Annotated in this window: 5 protein-coding genes; 4 read left to right on the top strand and 1 reads right to left on the bottom strand. The window is 42.2% G+C overall.

The genetic code is table 11. The features are described from left to right. On the top strand, positions 1-312 hold a 312-nt coding region (locus ACFIO3_RS09850; protein WP_375704382.1), incomplete at its 5' end, for a sigma-70 family RNA polymerase sigma factor. Between the two features lie 314 nt (positions 313-626). On the opposite strand, the gene ACFIO3_RS09845 is transcribed toward ACFIO3_RS09850, so the two are convergent. Continuing rightward, the gene (locus tag ACFIO3_RS09845; RefSeq protein WP_375608407.1) at positions 627-2189 is read right to left on the bottom strand and encodes a M48 family metalloprotease; all 1563 of its coding nucleotides are present in this window, start codon (positions 2187-2189) and stop codon (positions 627-629) included. 148 nt (positions 2190-2337) lie between these two features. On the opposite strand from ACFIO3_RS09845, the gene ACFIO3_RS09840 reads away from it, so the two are divergent. The 3 genes from ACFIO3_RS09840 to ACFIO3_RS09830 form a co-directional block, all read left to right on the top strand. Further along, the gene (locus ACFIO3_RS09840; protein ID WP_375608408.1) at positions 2338-2973 is read left to right on the top strand and encodes a thiamine diphosphokinase; all 636 of its coding nucleotides are present in this window, start codon (positions 2338-2340) and stop codon (positions 2971-2973) included. Between the two features lie 104 nt (positions 2974-3077). Beyond that, the gene (locus tag ACFIO3_RS09835) at positions 3078-3464 is read left to right on the top strand and encodes a hypothetical protein (RefSeq protein ID WP_375704381.1); all 387 of its coding nucleotides are present in this window, start codon (positions 3078-3080) and stop codon (positions 3462-3464) included. Beyond that, a partial coding sequence (locus ACFIO3_RS09830; RefSeq protein ID WP_375704383.1) for an ATP-binding cassette domain-containing protein occupies positions 3464-3810 on the top strand: 347 nt, incomplete at its 3' end. The genes ACFIO3_RS09835 and ACFIO3_RS09830, both read left to right, overlap by 1 nt.

Raw genomic sequence — 3810 nt, 5'->3', positions numbered from 1 at the left:
AACAGTGATAATCCCATTGCAAAGATGGATGTGTTGGTGGATGAGAGTCCTCTTCCTGATGCTTTAATTGAGCAAGTGATTGATGGTCAACGGCGTACACAATGGCTTTACGATGCGTTGCAAATTCTTAACGAACGGGAATTAGAAATTATTCGCTTTCGTCGCCTCAATGAAGAGGGGGCTACTCTAGAAGTACTCGGTGAAAAGTTAGGAATTTCAAAAGAGCGCGTGCGCCAAATTGAAGCACGGGCTTTGCAAAAATTGCGTTCTGCTCTCCTTACCGTTCATTCAGAAGATGCTTACGATATATAAGCCGTGAAAGGCTTTGTGGGGGGATGAGGGAGAATGTATCAATGGGCGCGTATGAGAGCATGATGACGTTGGTTTTAGAGGAATCAGATTTGTCGAGGAATGCGCATCCTTGTGGGTATTTGTCGCGGTTTTTTCAAAGCGAAGGAAGAGTTGGGGAGAGGCCGGTTTGAGGAGGTATGTATCAATGGGGGCGTATGAAGGCATGATGACGTTGGTTTTTACAATGCTTCATTTCATTTTCGGATATGTTTTAAAAGGGCAAGGCTTGATACAGACAGAAAAGAATCAAGGCTGTAACGGATGAGAAGAAAGGCTTATTCTGTAATAATTTTCACTTTTGTACCTGCGGGTAAAGTTTGCGTTGGTGAGAGGGCGTTGAGAATGCGGAAGAGTTTTTCTTTTTCTGGTGTGTGTTGCATTTTATTTGCAAGGTTTGTAACATCTTCTCCTTGTTTAACGCGGACAACATGGATTTTTAAAGGCTTTAATTTTTTTAACTGTGAAGAAGAAAGAGAATGAAAGCTTTGTACCGTTTTTTGGGCAACTTCTGCAAAATTTTGAGAATTATGCGGGGCGGCTGTCAGAAAACGAAAGAGATGATTGTTAAACAAAATGACAACCACATCAAATTGCCATTGCTCATGGGTCGCACGGGCGTGTGCTCCAAGTAAACTCTGGCTTTGAAAACCCTGACTCGTAAGTCCTTGAATTGTGATGGGGCGGATGGATGATTGGTCTAGTCCAATAATCCCTCCGCTTTTCAAATAGTCACTTGTAGATAGTCCAGCAGGATGTGGAATAGCATCAAAACGAATCGCAATGTTATCTGGTCCACTGGCCCAAACAGTGTGTGCTGAATGTTCTATCGTAAAATTATTCGGAACAGAAAAAGCGATGCGCAATTGTGGGTGAATAAATTGGTTGCCTCGTACAAAACCTGTATAAAATCCTCCTCCAAAAATCATGCCATCAATGCTTTTGAGAAAAGAATCACGATCGGTTATTTTACTCTTCTCTTTACTAATTTGACGCGCTTTTTCTATCGCAAGCCGAATGCGTTGAGGGGTGGTTGGGTGAGAGGCTAGAAAATCTAGAGAGGCATTTTGGGTACCGGAGATATTACGTAAAGCACTATAGGCTTCCATTGTTTGAAGAAAGCGGGGTGAAGCAAACGGATCGTATCCTGCTTGTTGGAGCATTTCGAGGGCAAGAGAATCTGCTTCTAGCTCTTGATTACGGGAAAATTGTGCGAGTTGTTGCTTGTTTTGTATGGGTGTGTGAAGTTTTTGATCCATAGAAGAAAGAAGACGAGGGGATATGCGATTTTTCATCTTCAATTCAGTTTCTTTTTGTAGGCGTAAAATACCATGATTGGCTCTGATATGTGCTATCTCATGGGCTAAAATTGCTGCAACTTCTGAAGAATCATTGGCTAATGCCAGCATGCCACGGGTGATGTAGATCGAACCATTGGGGAGCGCAAATGCATTGACACTTTCTGAATTTAAAATTGTTACAAAATAGCTTTGATGAGAATTGTGTGATGCAATTGTTAGTTTACGGACAATCTTTGCTAAAAGGTGTTCAAGTTTTACATCATAATAAGCGCCGCCATACATTTGTAGAATACGTGGGTGTTGCAGAGCGCTTAATGTGACATAGATATTGTGATTGTTGACACTTTTAATAGTTTTAGAAGAAATGGAAGAAAGCTTGTCATTTTGAGAAAGGGGTGCATGACAAGCGGAAAGGAGAAGCATGAGACTTATGAAAGTTGCTCTACACATGGGCGGGCGAAAAAGAAAATTTCGTTGAAAAATAGGGCGCATTGGTTCACGATGCATGTTGTTGCGACGGTGTAATTTGGCAAATCTCATTTGTATCTTTGTATTGTGTATTTTTGTAAGACAAGCTTTAAGGGTAAGGGTTCGTTTGGCTATATCACGGTTATTGTTTATAAAAAATGGCTCTCATTTACAAAATGGTGCACTATACAAGGAAATTTTGTGAAAGGCAAAGAATGGCATGACAACATTTACGATATTGTTAAATGGTGACATTTGTATCACTGATCGTTTGCTTAATCAAATTCAAAACAGTCGGGTAATTGCTGCGGATGGTGGTATGCGTCATGCGGCAATGCTTAATGTGATGCCTGAATTGTGGTTAGGAGATTTTGATTCATCAGATGAGAATTTAATCCGCCAATATAGTCATATTCCTCGTGAAATTTTTCCCTCTGATAAAGATATGACAGATAGTGCTCTGGCATGTGAAAGAGCGCTGCAAAAGGGTGCTAAAAAGCTTATTTTATGCGGTGCTTTGGGAGGGGAGCGAAGTGATCATAGCCTTTCTCATATGACGCAAGCGTTGATGATGGCTGAAAGCGGCATTGCAGTGTTGTTGACAAGCGGTTCGGAAGAAGGTTGGCCGGTTTTGCCAAAACCTTATTCATATGATTTGCCTAAAGGGTGTTTGTTTAGTATTATCGGTTTTTCTGATTTACAAGGCTTAACGCTTACAGGAGTAAAATGGCCGATTTGTGATAAAAATGTGTCATTTGGCTCTTCTTTAACACTTTCTAACCGTATTTTTGGAACCTTTTCTTGCCATTTAGGTTCTGGAAAAGCTATATTGCTAGCGTCTGTGCCTATTCCGTAAAGCTCTTCCAATATATTTTAAATAAGGCAGGGGGGGGCTCTAGTGATGAAGTGCTGACATAAACGATATAATTTGTATTGATCTTGAGAAGGAAAGGTTTTGATATGTTAAAATCAATTTTTAAAGTGGCCGTTGTTTCAGCCATTGGTTTCAGTTCAGTCGCTTGTACTACAAACGATGAACGTGTTGCACGTTACGGCGTAGGAGGAGCAGCAATCGGTGCTTTGGCTGGAACTGCTATTGGTGGAAGTACGCCTGGAGCAGCGCTTACCGGTGCAGCATTTGGGGCTTTGGCTGGAACAGTAACCGGTGCAGCCGCAAATCAAAGAAAACAACAAAGACAGGCATCACAATTGTGCACGTATCGTGGTCGTAGAGGGCATGTTTACCAAGCACCTTGTGGGCAGAGAGTCCCTGTACGGCAATTGTGTGCTTACCGTGATGCAAGAGGGGTGATGTATAAAGCACCTTGTCCGCGCCGCGTTCATTAATGGTAGTGCCATTAATGCGGCTTGACCGCATTTTCCTAAACTTTGGAACAACACCTTTGTTCAACCAAGCTTCTTTATCGGTTGAGCGGGGAGCGCGTATAGCGCTGGTCGGCCGTAATGGTTGTGGAAAATCGACCCTGTTAAAAATTGCCGCAGGAATGTTAGAACCTCATGGTGGCGAAATTTTTCGCCACCCACAAGTGACGCTCCGTTATGTCTCACAAAATCCAGATTGTTCAGGATTTGAAGATATTAACGCTTATATGGAGGCGGGGCTGGACGATACATCTGATGTCCAGTGGATCAATACGCTTCGCACAAATTTAGGGTTTTCGGGGACGGAAAA

This window comes from Bartonella sp. AD328YNZD, from assembly GCF_042196425.1.
This window is presented reverse-complemented; position numbering and strand designations above follow the sequence as displayed.

What these genes read in the sequence shown, in the direction of transcription:
- ACFIO3_RS09835 (WP_375704381.1), top strand. Translation starts at nt 3,078, where the DNA reads ATGTTAAAATCAATTTTTAAAGTGGCCGTTGTTTCAGCCATTGGTTTC.
- ACFIO3_RS09840 (WP_375608408.1), top strand. Translation starts at nt 2,338, where the DNA reads ATGACAACATTTACGATATTGTTAAATGGTGACATTTGTATCACTGAT.
- ACFIO3_RS09845 (WP_375608407.1), bottom strand. Translation starts at nt 2,189, where the DNA reads ATGAGATTTGCCAAATTACACCGTCGCAACAACATGCATCGTGAACCA.